At 45.5% G+C, this 15406-nt stretch carries 18 protein-coding genes and 1 pseudogene; 16 read left to right on the forward strand and 3 right to left on the reverse strand.

All coding sequences use genetic code 11. From position 1 onward, the window contains the following. Positions 1–69: 69 nt before the first annotated feature. From ACYVUU_RS05665 to ACYVUU_RS05710, 10 genes are all read left to right on the forward strand, one after another. Positions 70–852: an SDR family NAD(P)-dependent oxidoreductase gene (locus ACYVUU_RS05665; protein ID WP_484500254.1), complete on the forward strand. Its 783-nt coding sequence runs from the start codon at positions 70–72 to the stop codon at positions 850–852. Between the two features lie 36 nt (positions 853–888). Continuing rightward, on the forward strand, positions 889–1134 hold the full coding sequence (locus ACYVUU_RS05670; RefSeq protein WP_484500255.1) for a hypothetical protein: 246 nt from the start codon (positions 889–891) through the stop codon (positions 1132–1134). A gap of 138 nt (positions 1135–1272) precedes the next feature. Further along, complete coding sequence (locus tag ACYVUU_RS05675; protein ID WP_484499151.1) at positions 1273–2679, forward strand: aldehyde dehydrogenase family protein; 1407 nt, start codon at positions 1273–1275, stop codon at positions 2677–2679. A 319-nt stretch (positions 2680–2998) separates the two neighbouring features. After that, positions 2999–3913 carry an ABC transporter ATP-binding protein gene (locus tag ACYVUU_RS05680; protein ID WP_484500892.1) on the forward strand — a complete coding sequence of 305 codons (915 nt, stop codon included), beginning with the start codon at positions 2999–3001 and terminating at the stop codon, positions 3911–3913. Beyond that, the gene (locus tag ACYVUU_RS05685; RefSeq protein ID WP_484500256.1) at positions 3910–4770 is read left to right on the forward strand and encodes an ABC transporter permease; all 861 of its coding nucleotides are present in this window, start codon (positions 3910–3912) and stop codon (positions 4768–4770) included. Before ACYVUU_RS05680 ends, ACYVUU_RS05685 begins: the two co-directional genes overlap by 4 nt. A 140-nt stretch (positions 4771–4910) precedes the next feature. Continuing rightward, positions 4911–5339, forward strand: coding sequence for a hypothetical protein (locus tag ACYVUU_RS05690; protein ID WP_439775366.1), 429 nt, complete (start codon positions 4911–4913; stop codon positions 5337–5339). Between the two features lie 12 nt (positions 5340–5351). Further along, a complete protein-coding gene (locus ACYVUU_RS05695; RefSeq protein WP_439775365.1) occupies positions 5352–5750 on the forward strand; it encodes an arsenate reductase ArsC in 399 nt (132 codons plus the stop codon). 37 nt (positions 5751–5787) lie between these two features. Further along, a complete protein-coding gene (locus tag ACYVUU_RS05700) occupies positions 5788–6858 on the forward strand; it encodes a hypothetical protein (RefSeq protein WP_439775364.1) in 1071 nt (356 codons plus the stop codon). A 155-nt stretch (positions 6859–7013) separates the two neighbouring features. Beyond that, the gene (locus ACYVUU_RS05705; RefSeq protein ID WP_484500257.1) at positions 7014–7766 is read left to right on the forward strand and encodes an ABC transporter ATP-binding protein; all 753 of its coding nucleotides are present in this window, start codon (positions 7014–7016) and stop codon (positions 7764–7766) included. A 22-nt stretch (positions 7767–7788) separates the two neighbouring features. Continuing rightward, complete coding sequence (locus tag ACYVUU_RS05710) at positions 7789–9663, forward strand: FtsX-like permease family protein (protein ID WP_484500258.1); 1875 nt, start codon at positions 7789–7791, stop codon at positions 9661–9663. A 62-nt stretch (positions 9664–9725) separates the two neighbouring features. Here ACYVUU_RS05710 and ACYVUU_RS05715 read toward each other — a convergent pair whose 3' ends face one another. Then, positions 9726–10190 (reverse strand): pyridoxamine 5'-phosphate oxidase family protein, encoded by a 465-nt coding sequence (locus ACYVUU_RS05715; RefSeq protein ID WP_484500259.1) that lies wholly within the window; start codon positions 10188–10190, stop codon positions 9726–9728. Positions 10191–10360: 170 nt separating this feature from the next. On the opposite strand from ACYVUU_RS05715, the gene ACYVUU_RS05720 reads away from it, so the two are divergent. The 4 genes from ACYVUU_RS05720 to ACYVUU_RS05735 all read left to right on the forward strand — a co-directional run bounded on the left by ACYVUU_RS05720 (position 10361) and on the right by ACYVUU_RS05735 (position 12421). Beyond that, positions 10361–11461 carry a hypothetical protein gene (locus ACYVUU_RS05720; RefSeq protein ID WP_484500260.1) on the forward strand — a complete coding sequence of 367 codons (1101 nt, stop codon included), beginning with the start codon at positions 10361–10363 and terminating at the stop codon, positions 11459–11461. Then, positions 11458–11766, forward strand: coding sequence for a hypothetical protein (locus tag ACYVUU_RS05725; RefSeq protein WP_484500261.1), 309 nt, complete (start codon positions 11458–11460; stop codon positions 11764–11766). The genes ACYVUU_RS05720 and ACYVUU_RS05725 overlap by 4 nt, the downstream gene beginning before the upstream one ends. Before the next feature lie 69 nt (positions 11767–11835). Continuing rightward, positions 11836–12075 carry a crAss001_48 related protein gene (locus tag ACYVUU_RS05730; RefSeq protein WP_484500262.1) on the forward strand — a complete coding sequence of 80 codons (240 nt, stop codon included), beginning with the start codon at positions 11836–11838 and terminating at the stop codon, positions 12073–12075. A gap of 49 nt (positions 12076–12124) precedes the next feature. Beyond that, the gene (locus ACYVUU_RS05735; RefSeq protein WP_484500263.1) at positions 12125–12421 is read left to right on the forward strand and encodes a YjcQ family protein; all 297 of its coding nucleotides are present in this window, start codon (positions 12125–12127) and stop codon (positions 12419–12421) included. A 224-nt stretch (positions 12422–12645) separates the two neighbouring features. Here the strand turns inward: ACYVUU_RS05735 and ACYVUU_RS05740 are convergent. After that, a pseudogene (locus tag ACYVUU_RS05740) lies at positions 12646–13359 on the reverse strand (transposase); the annotation flags it as partial. Positions 13360–13461: 102 nt separating this feature from the next. Here ACYVUU_RS05740 and ACYVUU_RS05745 point away from each other — a divergent pair. After that, positions 13462–13734, forward strand: a complete 273-nt coding sequence (locus ACYVUU_RS05745; RefSeq protein WP_484500264.1) for a hypothetical protein — start codon at positions 13462–13464, stop codon at positions 13732–13734. Positions 13735–13783: 49 nt separating this feature from the next. Here the strand turns inward: ACYVUU_RS05745 and ACYVUU_RS05750 are convergent, their stop codons facing one another. Continuing rightward, positions 13784–14326, reverse strand: coding sequence for a hypothetical protein (locus tag ACYVUU_RS05750; protein ID WP_484500265.1), 543 nt, complete (start codon positions 14324–14326; stop codon positions 13784–13786). 214 nt (positions 14327–14540) lie between these two features. Here ACYVUU_RS05750 and ACYVUU_RS05755 point away from each other — a divergent pair, with 214 nt between their 5' ends. Further along, entirely contained in the window at positions 14541–15392 is an 852-nt protein-coding gene (locus ACYVUU_RS05755) for a diacylglycerol/lipid kinase family protein (RefSeq protein WP_484500266.1), read from the forward strand. The last annotated feature ends 14 nt before the right edge of the window (positions 15393–15406 follow it).

Consider the following 15406-nt stretch of genomic DNA (forward strand, 5'->3'; position numbering starts at 1 on the left):
GATCTTGGTATGATTATCTCAACAAATCAAGCAAGAAAGAAAAACATCTAAACAATACGGAGGCACAACATGAAGAATGTAGCATTAATCACTGGTTCATATGGCGGTCTGGGTACTTGCTTCGTCAACATCCACGCTGAAAAGGGCGGCGACTTGATCCTGGTTGGCCGCAGCCAGGCAAAACTGAACAAGCAAGCTGAAGAAACCAAGAAGAAGTACGACGTCAATGTTTTGACTCTGGCAGTTGACCTTTCAAAGCCAGAAGCAGCTCAAACCATTTACGACTTTACTAAGAAAGAAAATGTGCTGCCAGACATCTTGATCAACAATGCCGGTTTCGGTGGCCAAGGGGACTTCGCCAGAGAACGGACCATGGAACAGGACATGTCCATGATCGCCGTCAACGTTGAAACTCCAACCAGAATCTTGAAGGATATGATCAAGCGGGGCAGCGGCAAGGTCTTGAACGTATCTTCAACCGCTGCCGTAATGCCAGGGCCACTGCAAGCAGTGTACTACGCAACAAAGGCCTACATGACTAGCTTCTCAAACGCACTTTGGCGGGAATTGGAAGGCACGGGCGTAACTGTAACTTGCCTGATGCCTGGTGCGATGACTACTGGTTTTGTCAGCGCAGGTGGTCTGGGCGACACTGCTCTGTTTGACAAGGCGCAAAGCCCAATGCCAGTTGCCAAGGACGGCTACGAAGGAATGCTCAAGGGTGAACTGAACGTGACTTCTGGCTTGGTAGGGATGCAGAAGATCTTCCTGCCAATGTCACCAATGATGCCAAAGAAGATGCTGATGAACAATGTCTACAACATGCAAGTTCGCGGCAGCTCAAAGAAGTAATTGAAGCTATAAATACAACAGCTCAATTGAAAGGAAATGATAGCAATAAACACCGAAGCAAACAAGCGGATCATTGACCTGGTCAAGCAAGAATATATGGAAAGAATTCCTTCTTTTGTCAGAAATCACGCGACTGGCAAGACCTGTCAGCTGATCGCCAGGGAGTTCCCGGAGATCTACGCTGAATTTGAAAAAGCAGAAGTTAGCGCTGATGCCCAAGAGCAGATGCGCAAGATCGTCAACGACATTTTCGAAGAAAGAATGGCCAAGCATCACATGTAACTTGGCACGAAGTGATTGGCTTTAGGCAGGATATGATGTTCAGAAAGAAGCCTAAAGCTCGTAAACTAAAAGCATGATCAAGAGATCAAAAAATAGATAACCGAAACAAACTGAAAATAGAAACAGGAGAAAACAAACATGGCTTACAAGACTACTAACCCATACACCGGCGAAGTACTGGCAGAATTCGACAACTTGACCAACGAAGAACTTGAAGGCAAGCTGGCTAAGGCCAACGAAACCTACAAGGAATGGTCAAAGACTACCTTTGAAGAACGGGCAGCTTTGATGAAGAAGGCTGCACAATTGGCAAGAGAACGCAGAGATGAACTTGCAGCCATCAACGCAACCGAAACTGGCAAACTGGTTACTATCGCTGCTTGGGAAATGAACCTTTGTGCAGACATCATGGAATACTACGCAGACAACGCTAAGGACCTGCTTAAGCCTCACTACGTAAAGACCACTGATGAAATGGCCGGTGACGCTGTCGGCATTTACCAGCCACTGGGCATCATCTACATGGTTGAACCATGGAACGTGCCATTCTTCCAAATGACCCGTCCAAGTGCCGCTCAATTGATGGCTGGTAACGTAGTTGTTCTTAAGCACGCAAGCAACTGCCCGCAATCAGCACTGGCAATGGAAAAGCTCTACCGTGACGCCGGCTTCCCAGAAGGCTGCTTCACCAACCTCTTCATTGACTATGAACAATCAAACGCATTGATCGCTGACAAGCGGATCTGCGGCGTAACTCTGACTGGCTCAACTCCAGTCGGCCGGCAAATCGCAGCTGAATCAGGCAAGAACTTGAAGAAGTGCGTTATGGAACTTGGTGGCTCAGACGCCATGGTCGTACTCCCAGACGCGGACTTGGGCAAGGCAGTTCAAGGCGCCATCATGGGCAGAATGACTATCTCCGGCCAAGTATGTGCCGGTGACAAGCGGATGTTCATCCACGAAAGCCTCTTTGACGCCTTCAAGGGCGGCGTAGAACAGGCAATCAACGGCATGGTAGCCGGTGATCCGCTTGACCCGAACACTACTCTGTCACCAGTCAGCTCAAAGAAGGCAGCCGACAAGATCAAGGCACAAATCGCCAAGGCAGTAAAAAACGGGGCAACTGCAGAAGAAGTAGGTCCAAAGGTGCCAGAAGGCGACGCTTGGGTACAACCAACTATCTTGACTGGTGTAACTCCAGACAACCCAATCTTCAACGAAGAAATCTTCGGGCCAGTATTGATGCTGTTCTCATACAAGACTGAAGACGAAGTAATCGAACTGGCAAACGGTACTGACTTCGGTTTGGGCAGCTCAGTTTACACTGAAGACCCAGCTAACGCAGCCCGCTTGGCAGCAGCCATGGAATCAGGTGCCGTATCAATCAACCAGCCAACCATGGCATCCCCAGCCATCCCATTCGGCGGGATCAAGACTTCAGGCTTTGGCCGTGAAATGGGCGCGGAGGGCATCCGTGAATTCACCAACGAGAAGTACATCAACAGTGCTCAAATCGACATGACCAAGGTATTTGAAGAATTCTAAGACTTCAACATAGTTTAAATCTTCACTCTCTCTTGCTTATTGACTATATTTCTAGATCAATTAAATTCAACTCACTTACTCGATACATAACAAGTGATATTTTCTTTTAAATACTCGAAAAATTCATTCTGAAATAACCTTTAAGATACACAACTCTAACACAACACAACTCAGAAGGTCACGCCTAACCAGCGTGGCCTTTTCTTGTACCTCCGCAACTTAGTCCCGTATTTTGGCATCTTACCTAGATTTTACCCAAGAAAATCCTAGCAGATGTAAAATTATTTTAGAAATATAAATAGAAAGGGGTTGCAAAATGATGAAGAATGCTATTGAAGTTAAGAACCTTTCTAAGTCCTATGGAGACTTGAAGGTTGTCAATGACATTTCTTTTGCAGTCCGTGAGGGCGAGTTATTTGCCTTCCTAGGCCCAAATGGGGCCGGCAAGTCAACAACGGTCGACTGCCTGTCGACTTTGACCAAGTTTGATTCCGGTGAGATCAAGCTGACCGGTCTTGACATGAAGTCACAGGCCCAAGCGATCAAGCAGAAGATCGGAATCGTCTTTCAAGAGGGACTGCTGGATAAAAGGCTAACAGTTCTTGAAAACTTGACACTTCGAGCTGGTTTTTACTATCGCAGCAAGGCAAAAGTGGAAGCTGCGGTTGCCCGGGCAACTGAATATACTGTGATTAAAGACCTGCTTAAGCGGCAATACGGAAAATTGTCCGGCGGGCAAAGGCGGCGGGTAGATATCGCCAGAGCGCTGTTAAACACGCCGAAGATTCTCTTTTTAGACGAGCCAACAACTGGACTTGACCCGCAAACCAGGCAGCATATCTGGGAGACAATCCAGCGTTTGCGAAAAGAGCAGAGAATGACAATCTTTTTGACAACGCACTATATGGCAGAAGCTGCCGCGGCTGATTATGTGGTGATTCTAGATCAAGGAAAGATTGTTGCCGAAGGCAGTCCAATCAGCTTGAAGGAGCGCTACAGTTACGACCGGTTGAAACTGTATCCAAAACAAGGACAAGGTTTAGACAACATACTGACGACTCTTTCGCTTAAGTGGAAGCAGGAAGCAGACCACTATGAGGTTGAATTAGCGAACACCATGGACGCCATCGATATCGTAGAAGAGGTGCGGGACCAGCTGCAGAGCTTTGAAGTCTTGCACGGAACGATGGATGACGTCTTCTTGAACATCACAGGGAGGAGGTTAAGAGAATGAGCGCGATGGTCAAAAGAAATCTCAAGATTTACTTTAGAGACAGGGCTTCGGTTTTCTTCTCGATGCTGAGCGTCATCATTATTTTTGCCCTGTATATCTTCTTCATCGGCGATTCGATTAACAGTGGCTTAAAGTTTCTCCCGCACCCCAACAGACTCATGCGAGCTTGGATGCTAGCGGGGATGCTGGCTTCGGCGTCGATCACAACCAGTTTGGGAGCTTATGGGGTAATGATCAGCGACCGGGAAAATAAGACGATCAAGGACTTTTACTCATCCCCGGTCAGCAGAAGACAGGTCGCGGGCGGCTATATCGTGACCGGCTTCATCATCAGCATCATCATGTCTATTTTTACCTTGTTTTTTGGGGAATTCTACCTGGGTCTGGCCGGCGGAGCGGTGCTGGATATAGAGATTTTACTAAAGTTATTTGGTGTAATTGTCTTGTCAGCCTTTGCTTCATCGGCAATTGCTTCCTTCATAATTTCTTTCTTGAAAACCAACAGTTCCTACTCAGCTGCCAGTACCATTGTCGGTACCTTAATCGGCTTCTTGGTTGGAGCATACATCCCAATTGGCAACTTGCCAGACAACGTTCAATGGCTGGTCAAGTACTTCCCATGTGCTCACTCAGCAGTACTTTACCGGCAATTGTTAATGAAAGCAGCGATCAAGGAAAACTTTGCTAACCAACCTGCAACTGTCTTGAAAAAGATCAAGGAGATCTTGGGAATTGTTTTCGTTTATGACGGCCATACCGCGCCAGCCTGGGTGTCAGTTGTTGTTCTGTTAGTTACCGGGCTAGTTTTCTATTCACTGGCGGTTTTGGTAATGACCCGAAAGCAAAATGAAATTTAGATACATTTTACATAATCAATAATATGGAAAACTGCGTACAATTAGCAGCATTCATCTGTATTTAGTGCAGGGGATGCTGCTTTTAGTTTATAATAGAGATCATAAGCAATCGGTTACAGCTTGCTGGAAAGGAAATTGGTATGCTAGAGAACGAAGCTTTGTTTGACGAGGTAGAAGCTGAACTTAAAAAACGTGGTTCGATCCAAAATTTTGAAGAAAAATATGGTAAGATCACCGGCAGAATGATGATCACGGAAACTGAGATCCCCGAAGAATTAGGAATTGAGATCAATGATCCAGATGTTCATTCTTTCAAAGCCACTTTTGACTTCTATAACACTGCAATAGGCCTGGCGCTTAATATCAAAACAAGAAAAGCAGCGACTAAATTCTGGCTGACCCCACAAGATGATAGAAATGATGTGCCAACGGATAGCTGGTTTGAATTTTTTGCCATGATTTTGATGGAAGCCTTAGATGAAGGCATGGACAGCATCCCAACTTTCTCTTTCGTCAACGATTCTAGTGACCTTACCATCAGCGGCCTGAGCCTGCTTGAGAAAAAATAACAGGAGAATATCATGACCAAAACAAAAGTAGCTTTTATCTGCACCCACAATTCCTGCCGGAGCCAAATCGCTGAAGCCTTAGGCAAAAAGTTGGCCGGGGATGTCTTTGAATCCTATTCAGCCGGCACTGACTTGAAAGATCAGATCAATCCCGACGCGGTTCGGTTGATCAAAGAGCATTATGGCATCGATATGCTGGCCGATGGGCAAAAGCCTAAGACCCTCGCTGATCTGCCTAGCGTTGATTACGTAATCACCATGGGCTGCGGCGTCCGCTGCCCTTATTTGCCTGCAAAAAAGCGGGTAGACTGGGGACTTGAAGATCCAACTGGCCAAGATGATGAGACTTTTATGCAGGTGATTAAAGAAATCGAGAGCAAAATACTTAAATTGAAACAGGAACTGCAGTAACCACTTAAGACCCCTTTGATTAACTGAGGTAAACAGGATGACGAGCCAAAATAACAGCCCAGTCAGCCGGATTGAAGCCGGTGAAAGCTGGCAAATCAAAGACGAAAACGCAATATTGACCATAACCAGCAAGGCGATCAAGTTTACTGACTTAAAAGACGACTCAAACTTCATCATCCCTTGTGATACAGCTGACCTGGCTAATTTTTGCCTTACTAGCGTCAGCAATCTATATGTCGCTGAGCCCTTGCTGGAATTCGGCTATGAGGAAGGGCCGGGCATCCCCGCCAACGAGCCTCTGTTTTTCCCCTATGATCCGGAACTGACTGGCGAAGTAGTCCAGATCGTCAATTACCTGACTCAAAAGATCGCCAGCAAGTCCGTCTATGATGGTCGGCAAAAAGATTTAGCTGCTAAACGCGAATATGAGCGTCTGTACGGGGCCTTTAGATACACCCGGGGGCAAGCTGAACATTTTGACGACAACCACTACAGAATGCGGTATTTCCAAACTATCGAGCTGAGAGGCAGTAAGTGCACGCCAGAGTGGTACCTGCTCCAACCAGAAATGGAAGTCAACTTTGTAGACGATGGCGACAATGTACTGATTGCCTGCCAAGGACAGATCCTGGGCTATTTGCCGAACCCGCGCATCGCGAACCTGGTTAAAGCTGCTATAGCTAACCGTGAGCAAAAAACTTTCGCCTTTATCAAGGCTATTGATGAAAAAAGACAGGTCATCCAGCTTGGTTTAGCCATCTACCAGAAAATGACTGAACCGGTTCTGGCGAATCTTCCACACATCGAAAGCTGGCTCTTAGAAACAGATGGTGAAGACATTGTAGGAGAGAGCCGGCAAAAACACCTTGAGCAGGCAGAAGTAGGACAGCTCTTATCTTTGCAGCTAAACCCGCCTTACGAGCAGATTACGGTCTGCACCCTGGAAGGGGATGAACTGGGAAAATTGAATAAGCAGGACACCGCCCTAGCCATGCGCTGCAACAAGAAACTGCAGATTTTTAGCGAGATCTGCCAAATGGACTACCAGCACCATATCCGTTGCAGAGTCAGAATTTTGTTTATCGACCCGAAAACTCAGGAAAACTGAAGAATAAAAGGCCACTGAAGCACTAAAAAGCTTTAGTGGCTTTTTGTTACAGCTTTTTTTACAAAGCGCAAAAAATCTATTGACGATTCTAAAATAGTCCAGTATCATTTAGTGTATCACAACAGTAATACACCGATACGATTTAGGGGGTAACTATGGAAAAAGTGATGACAGTCAACAATGTGACGAAGACTTACGGTAAAAAAGGGGAGAAGCAGTACCAGGCATTAAAAGGAGTCTCGCTTAGCGTGGGCAAGGGTGAATTCGTCGCCATTATGGGGACTTCCGGTTCTGGTAAGACGACGCTTTTGAACATCATGTCTACCTTGGATAAACCGACTAGCGGCGAGGTTACGATCAATGGGAAGGACATTGCCAAGCTGAAGAAGAACCAGATGGCTGACTTCCGAGCTAAAGAAATTGGCTTTATCTTCCAAGACTTTAACCTTCTGGACAACCTAACCGCTAGAGAAAACATCGCTCTGCCACTGTCTTTGCAAGGGGTAAAGAGCTCAGAAATTGACTCCAAGGTCGATAAGATTGCCGCTAAGCTCAACATCAGCGAAGTCTTGGAAAAGTACCCAGCCGCTATTTCCGGCGGGCAGAAGCAAAGAGTTGCTGCTGCCAGAGCCTTGGTTCATGAGCCGGCAATCTTGATGGCCGATGAGCCAACAGGGGCTCTGGACTCCAAGTCTTCCAGAGCTTTGCTGGACACGATGGAATTGCTTAATGAGAAAGACCAGGTTTCGATTTTGATGGTTACTCACGACCCGTTTTCAGCGTCTTTTGCTGACAGGATTCTCTTTATCAGAGACGGCTTGATTGATGAAGAGATCAAGCGCGGGGACATGAAGCGGCAGGGCTTTTACAAGAAGCTGATCAGTCAGCTCAGCGAAAACGCCGATTAGTTGAGTAGAGAAAGAGATTAACATGATTTTCAAACTGTCAATGACCGGGCTCAAAAGCCGGCTAAAAGACTACCTGGTCCTATTTTCCGGCCTTAGCGCCGCCAGCATGATTTTCTACATGTTCTTGACTCTGGCCGCTAACCCGTCTTTCTTGAAGTCCAGTGTTGCCGGCCAGCTGACCATGGCAGCGACTAAGTTTATTTTTTCCTTCGGGATCGTCCTTCTGGCCATCTTGACCCTGGTCTACCTGGCCTATGCCAACAGCTTCCTCTTGAACATGAGAAAGCGGGACTACGGCATGTACATGATGCTGGGGGCAAAAAGCGGCAAGATCGGCCAGCTGATCTTCGCTGAAACTTTGGTGACTGGCCTTTTGGCAACCGGGATCGGGATTGTTTTGGGCGTAGGCTTAACTGAACTGGTTTCAGCCTTGATGGTCAAGCAGCTAGGGCTGACTTTGGCTCACTTTAACCCGCTTTACCTGCCAGCAGTTCTCTGGACCTTGCTCTTCTTTGTCGCCTTGTTCTTCCTGGCCGCTTCTTGGAACGCGGTCAAGCTGACCAAGACTACCTTGATCAATCTCTTAAAAGAAGACCAAAAGCCAAGCAAGCTGAAGAGTCGGCCAGTCTTGCGGACTATCCAGGCTATCGCTGGTGTAGTTCTTTTGGCTACCGGCTACTGGGCAATGGGAAATGTAACTACTTTGCAGCTGAAGGCAATTCCGATTGCTTTGGTTACTATCGTTTTGGGCAGTTACTTCATCTTTGACGCCTTCTTCGTGACAGTGATCGACTTTTTGCGGAAAAGACACGGTTTCCTCTACAAGGGGATGCGGCCATACACTTTGGGCCAACTCAAGTTCCGCCTGCATGGCTATACCAGAATCCTGTCAGCTATTTCAATTATGCTGGCCCTGGCCCTTGGCGCTATTACAGTCGGCATCAACTTCAACAATTTAAAGAATGCCATGACTGACGTTCAGTACTACGATTTTGTCTTAGTTGGCAAGCAGAAGAAGCTGGCTGACAAGGTTGAAAAAATCGGTACAGAGGAAAAAGTTACTTACAGCTACAAGGCTGATGAGAAAAACGGCGTCCTCTATGTCAAGAAAAGTGAAATTGACCAGACACCGCTCAAGATCCAAGAATATAACGCTGCTTCTTCAGACAAGAAGAAGACGATTGACAAGGAAGGGCGGATCTACCACACGGTTAAGGTAAATTCCATGACTTTAACTGGCAAGCAGACTTCGGCTACGGTTCAGCACTCTGCCCAAGCAGCCAGCCTGTTTCCAGAAGATTCTTCAAAGGGCTTTGTTGCCTTGTCAGATGCAGCTTTTGCCAAAAAGAAGCTGACAACCAAGGTCATCACTTTCTACAAGGTTAAGGATTTTGCCAAAAACAACAAGCTTCTTCTCAAACTTACTGATCAAGAAATGAAGCAGTTTAAGAAAGATTCCATGACTTACGGTTATCTCGAATTCACCAAACCTGTTTTGTACCAGCAGATCGCGGCAATGTGCTCAGGCTTTGAATTCATGGGACTCTTCCTCGGCTTGTCCTTCTTGATGATGCTGGCTTCAACTCTGATGTTTAAGATCCTGTCAGCAGCAGCCAGTGACAAAATGCGCTACAAGATGCTTTACAAGCTTGGGGCTAGAAACAGTGTCTTGAAGGGGGCGATCAGAAAGGAAATTGCCATCCTGTTTGTAGCACCGGCGGTGCTTGGCAGCCTGGACGTGCTCTTTGGCTTGAAGTTCTTCACGCTTCTTTTGCCAGACCCATACTACAAGATTTGGGTTCCGTTCCTGGCCTTCTTCCTCTTGTACCTGGTTTACTACTTAGTAACTGTCAAGCTTTACCAGGGGATCGTTTTAGAGGAGATTAAGCAAGACTAATAGATTTTTCAGCAAAAAAGCGATCGAAACATGATATAGTTTCGGTCGCTTTTTGCATGGAATTAAAAGGTGAAGGCCTTTTGAAAAATTGGGGTTTGCCGCAGGTCGTAGACAAAGCCATCAGTAGGGGTGATTTCAAATGGCCGGAGCAGTTCCCGGCGTTCAGAGTCCGTCTTGTTGATCTCCAGCATTTCGGGATGCTGATCATAGATCTTGTCAAGGTAGGAGAGGTCGACTTCTTTGACCGTCCCGTTTAAGGTAAAGCCAACGCTGGACATGGTCTCTTCACCTTTAAGCGCGGTGATAGAGACGTAGGGAAGAGAGTGCAGGCGCTGGTAAAAACTCTTTTGGTAAGTCGTCGCGAAGTAGAGCTTGCCATTAAGGCAGAGTTCAATATCGGCAACGTTAGTATAAGGCCGGCCGTTGGCAATCGTGCCAAAGACGACAGATTGGAAGGCGGATGGGATCAAGTCTAAAAATTCTACTGTAGTTAAGCTATTGTCCAGCATCGGTACTGCTTTGCGCATGGGATTTTCCTCCTGTGGGTAATGTATTTCTAAGATTTACATGTTCATTATAGCACCTTTTTGGGAGGAAAAATGGGGGTGGGGGATGCTAGTTATACTGGTCATATTTTTGATTATGTAAAGTATGAATGCTCAAGCTGTAAACTGAGGACACCGATTTTAGGCAAACTGTGATTGCAGGACTTGGCATCATTGCTTGGCTAAACAAAGCGGTCAAGAGATCGCAAAAGAGAGCAGGCAACGTTGCTAAAGGCGAGAAAGACTTCTTAAGCAGCCACAAGCTGGCAGCTGGCGCTTATAACACCGCAAGTGTTGGCAAAGTGCTCAGTGACAGCATTTGGATTGATGGCGACCGCTTAATCGATGATGTAAGAACGGAGCTGTTCAAGTGCTACCAGACAGGTAAGTCGCTTGATGAGTTGCGGCAAAAGCTGATACGCCAAGTCAAGCCAACGCCAGGTACAAACATTGCTGACCGGATGGCACAAGCAGAATCAAAGGTCGATAGGCTAATCCGCAGCGAGTCGGCCAAGATGATCGATGAAATCGATACTGCTGCTTATAAAGAGGCCGGTGTTGAATATGTTAATTGGGTCATCGAGCCTGGGGCATGTAGCAAGTGTGTCAGCTTGAAGGAATCTGGGCCATATCCGATCGATAAAGCTCCAGCTTTGGTGATTGACTCGCACCCAAACTGCAGATGCGCGAAGGTGCCAAGCGATAAGGCTGATTTAAGAGGGCTTGGTTTGGTGGCGGGAGCTGCATTAGCCCATTTGGCTCAATCAAACAGTGCAGATCCAGATGACAGCCACTTGGAATATCAGCACTCCAGAAGTGACTCTTCAGATAAGGAGCGCGTAATCCTTGATAGCTCAACCAGTCAGAAGTACAATGACGGTGAAGATGAATATTTAGCAAATCTCGATGCTAGAGTAGTTAAGTATTTTAGCGGTGAAATTTCCGAGTCACTTAGTGAACGTCAAAAAGTATTGGCAGTTGAAGCTTATTTCAATTTCAAAAAAGACGGTATAATCTTCACAGATCATGGTATAGCGAGATATGTTGAACGCATGAGGCGCAAAAACGGTTCGCTTATCTACAATTACGTCACTGTCAAAAAGGCATTCGCCAATCCACCAAATTATGTATCTGAAAAAGATGGCAGGGATGCGAGATATTACAAAAATATTTTGTATGTTTCGGAACCAGACACCGGTGTTGTTGTGACAATGATGAAGAGAACGAGTATTAAGGGGTTCAAGAAGAAATGAAATACAGCGAAGTTGTTTTGAAGATGTTACGGAAAGCTGTAAGTGGTGAGCTTAAAGACTTTTGGGATTTTAGCTTTGATTTTAACGCTTTGTTTGGCGAAGACGAAAAATTCGCGAAGGCCTGGGAAGCAGAAAATCCAAAAATGTTTAATTTGCTTAACGATTACGAAGTGATGATGTTCTTGGAAGAACACAACACAAAAGATACTGAAGGATTCATTAAATTCCTTACTCCGTATTATGAAAAAGCCAGAACGATGGTCCCAAAGGACGTCTTGAAAGAAGTAGACGATGACGGGCAATAACGTTCCGGCTAAAAGCAGCAGCTTTATACCGGACGACACCGGCTGAAGCTAAGGAAGCGTATGCTAAAGATGAAAAGATATGAAAGGCTGCCAAATATGGATTACGAAGAAAGATTAATCAAAGAGTATTCAAGGCTGCGGGAAAAGGTATCAAAGCTCCACACTATGAACATCAAGCACAAGGCGGGCACACTCGACTTCAAGCCTAATTGTCCAGCTGAGCTCTTGCAAGAACAAGAAGATGCTATGACCAAGTACCTCGAAATCCTGGAAACTCGCGCAGAAATTGAGAACATCAAGTTGCACTGATAATTTTCAGCGATTAGTACAAGACAGTGATCTACTAGGAGTAAGAAACATGGCAAGTTGCGAGGAAGTTACAATCAAAATTCTAAAGTATCTCAATGATTGCTATGAAAATGACAAATGTCCAGACGCTGACGAGCTAAACGCTTCAAAGCTACGAATCAGCCCGCTTCAGTTTTATCATGCAATGCAAACAGCGGATTTTGATGGCTTTGTTAAGGGAGTAAGATTTCAAGAAACAATTCCTCTTGAACGAATCGTGATGAACACCCCTGGAACTTGGAGAATCACCCGCCTTGGTATTGAATATCTCAGAGCTTATCTGAAGCTAGAGACTGGCTCCAGATGATTCACTAATTCAAATTGACATCAAATTGGCACTCAATCGAGTGCTTTTTCTACTCTAAGTCAAGTGTTATCAACGATTTTAGGCAATTTTATTTTGAAATAAAGGCCTAATCGGGAAATGGCTCCTGGAGAATCAAGTCAAATATCTGATTTAGGGCATGGTAAATACAGCCACCTTCTGTAATTTCGAAAAAGAGGCTGTTATAATATCTATTGGATCAATTTTTATGACAAAAGTCTTTGGTTATGTTTGGCTACGTCATAGCTATACAATTGATCATTCTTAATTAAAGCGAAGATCGTCCGTAATAATTTATGGATCGATGCGATAGCGGCCTTCTTGTGACTTGCAGTCTCAGAAGACCGTTTTCGTTTCTCGTAATAATCCGCAATATGGCAAGGATTTCCTGCTTTCTTAGCCGACTGAATTTGGTTTATGGCCAAGTACAGTACCTTTCTGCCAATAGCTGTCCCACGCTTTGAAATTGACAGGTGGGCTGTGAGCTTGCCAGATTCATAAACTTGAGGATCAACACCAACGAAGGCATTTAATTGGCTAGGGTTGTTAAAACGTCTGATATCTCCAAGCTCACTTATGATTCTTAGAGCAGTGTTTTCGCCAATGCCTGGAATGCTTGTGAGGATCTCTAGATCCCGCTTAGGAGCCAGTTTAGCCATCTCCTGTAAAGCAGTCTGGCACTCTTCTTCAGCGCTCAGAATGTTGTTAATAGCCATTTTGAGGCCACGAACATGGGCACTGTTCTTTTTGACCGCTGGACATGCGACTTTAGCCAACTGAATAAGACTTTGCTCTATGTCGTTAGCGCGCTTTTTACCAATACCAGATAAGCCTTTTAAGAAGTCGATGATATCGGCTTCTTTTGTTTCTAGTACGATATCTGGATGTGGGAATCTGAGAACAATACTCCAGTGCTTTTTTTATACCCAAAATCGACCAGGCATGGACGTCGATAAAAGCTATGGATTTGTTAGAGCGCAAGTATTTATCGCTTAAAAAGATATGGACAAGGAGAAACCACAATGGACAAGCAAGAACCAATGCCAACTGCTGAGCCTACTGAATCAGTCGACACTCAAGTAGACAAGCAAGCTGGCGAAAACTCACCAAAGAAAGAACTCAAGTACACCGGTGAAGATGTCAACCGGATCATCGATGAGAAGTTCAAGAAATGGTCAAGCAAGCAGGCCAAGAAAGAGCTGGAAGCACAACGCTTGGCTGGCCTTTCAGAGGCAGAGAAAGCCCAAGAATTGCAGAAGCAGGCTGACGAGCGTGCCAACAAGCTGCAAGCCTAACTTGACCAAGTGATGATGAAGCAAACGACAAATAATGATTAGAGCCGCCTTACCCTTCAATTTCAGCTCTTAGCAATTGGCAAGTCTCCGAATCCTGGGATACCAAATTGTAGTCATTAAACGCTTCCTCAGTTGGCTTCTCGGTATCTTGTTCATGACAAAAGTAGTTCTCTACTCGCAGCCAGTTTGCTAGTTGCCCCGCAGTGTACTTTGGAGATTTCTTTGATTCTTTCAAGGAATTTTGACTTGGCAATGTACCTGTAGAAAGCAAATCTTTTAGCATCTTATTGTCTTCCTCTGATGGAAAGGCACCAGCTTCATACAAAGCAACAGTTTTCACACTAAGTCCTGTCAATTCCGTCAGATCACGCTGAGAGAGGCCAAACTTATACCGGAATCTCTTTAAATCGACAGGTGACACAAGTCCCATGTCGTTGCGATAAGCTTGTCTAGCCATTTCAGTTGCACGTTCATCAAGTTCAGCATCGTAAATTGGCTGATCTGTTTCATCATCAAAGCGTGCTGGTGCAGTAATCTTGTATGTCTTGCCGTCAAATGAGTATTCCGTCGTAAAATTTTTGATGTAGGACATGTTCAAACCTCCTTGCCACTTTCATGTGCAATTATGTCACCAAGCTAGAAAAGATGCCACTAAATAGCATACAGATACTACCACCTCACCCCAACGAGCGGGGGAGGGAACAGGGGAGGCGGCAGTTTGCTGCCTCCTTTTTGCTGCGCCTTCTGTACAAATCAGCAAGATTGTGCTTACATTAAATTATTGTAAAAGGAAGTCGATATCATACATGAAGCATGTTTTTCTAATCAAGCCAAGTCCAGATCAGTCCAGAAGTGATTCCCTTGTCAAAAACATCAACAGGGTGATGGAGGGGAGAGACTATGAGATCTACATTAGTGAGTACAAGGACCACGTAAAAGAAATTGTCAAAAACTACCCGGAAAAGACCCGATTCTACTCAGTTGGTGGAGACGGCTTTTTCAACCAGGTCATCCAAAATCTCGTGCACACAGAGCATGAGGTCGTTTGCCTGCCATTTGGGACGGGCAATGACTTTTCCCGCGCGATTCACCGTCATATGAGTCCTGAAGCCATCCTCAAAGCGACTTTAGACCGGCCTGCGATTCCAATTGACACGATTTTGGTCAATGATGAACGTTACTGCGTGAACGTTGGCTGCTTTGGGCTTGATGCCTTGATTGCCAATACGGTACATGACGTTAAAACGCCTAAAAGCGCGGCATATGTGGCTTCAATCCTGCGCAATATCAGCCGCTATAAGTTTGCCAAAGTAAAGGTTATGGGCCAAAATGGCCTGCTTTTTAACGACCGCGTCACTCTTTGTGCCTTCTGCAATGGACGTTTTTACGGCGGGGGCTTCCAAATTTCACCAAAATCAAAGATCAATGACGGTCTGATTGACATGGTAATCTTCCCAAAAGTAAACCGCTTATTCGCGCCATATTATATCTATAAGATTCTGCGAAAGGACCTAACCAGCTGCAAGGATGTAGTAGTGAAGCAGGTGAAAGAATGCGTAATAACAACGCCTGCAGCAATGAATCTTGACGGCGAAAAGAAGGAGGCTGCCAAGTATCATCTGGTCGTTCAGCCCAAATCTTTAAACTTGGTCATCTAACAAGTCTTAGCTAG

Source organism: Lactobacillus sp. WILCCON 0058 (assembly GCF_057198005.1).